The organism is Mesorhizobium sp. WSM4808 (assembly GCF_055811675.1).
The window spans coordinates 1-296 of sequence record NZ_JBVVQX010000087.1 but is presented as its reverse complement, the minus strand read 5'-3'; the positions used below and the strand labels follow the sequence as shown (position 1 = coordinate 296).

At 60.1% G+C, this 296-nt stretch carries 1 protein-coding gene; it reads left to right on the top strand.

Annotated features, from left to right (window positions below; all coding sequences use genetic code 11):
* Window positions 1-64: 64 nt before the first annotated feature.
* On the top strand, window positions 65-296 hold a 232-nt coding region (locus AC0L2U_RS34790), incomplete at its 3' end, for a hypothetical protein (protein WP_473603714.1).

Genomic DNA, 296 nt, shown 5'->3' with positions numbered 1-296 from the left:
CTTCTCTCATGGGACTCAACCCGTCCCAGACGCAATGCTCTCTTCCTTGGACCGCCATGGCTCCTTGCCGGATGCGGAAAACCCGAAATGGAACTACGAGATCAAAGGTCACGGCTACACCGCCGAGAGGCCGGAAGGACGCAACGACTTTTGGCTCGTCCATCGCGGTCGGATGAGGGAAGCTGCAGCGGCAGCACTACCGGCAATGGTTCCAGAACTCGCCTCGCCAGCGACCGCCAGGCTGTCAGACACCTATCGCGATGTTCCGTTGGTCGATCTGACCACCTCCTCCGATG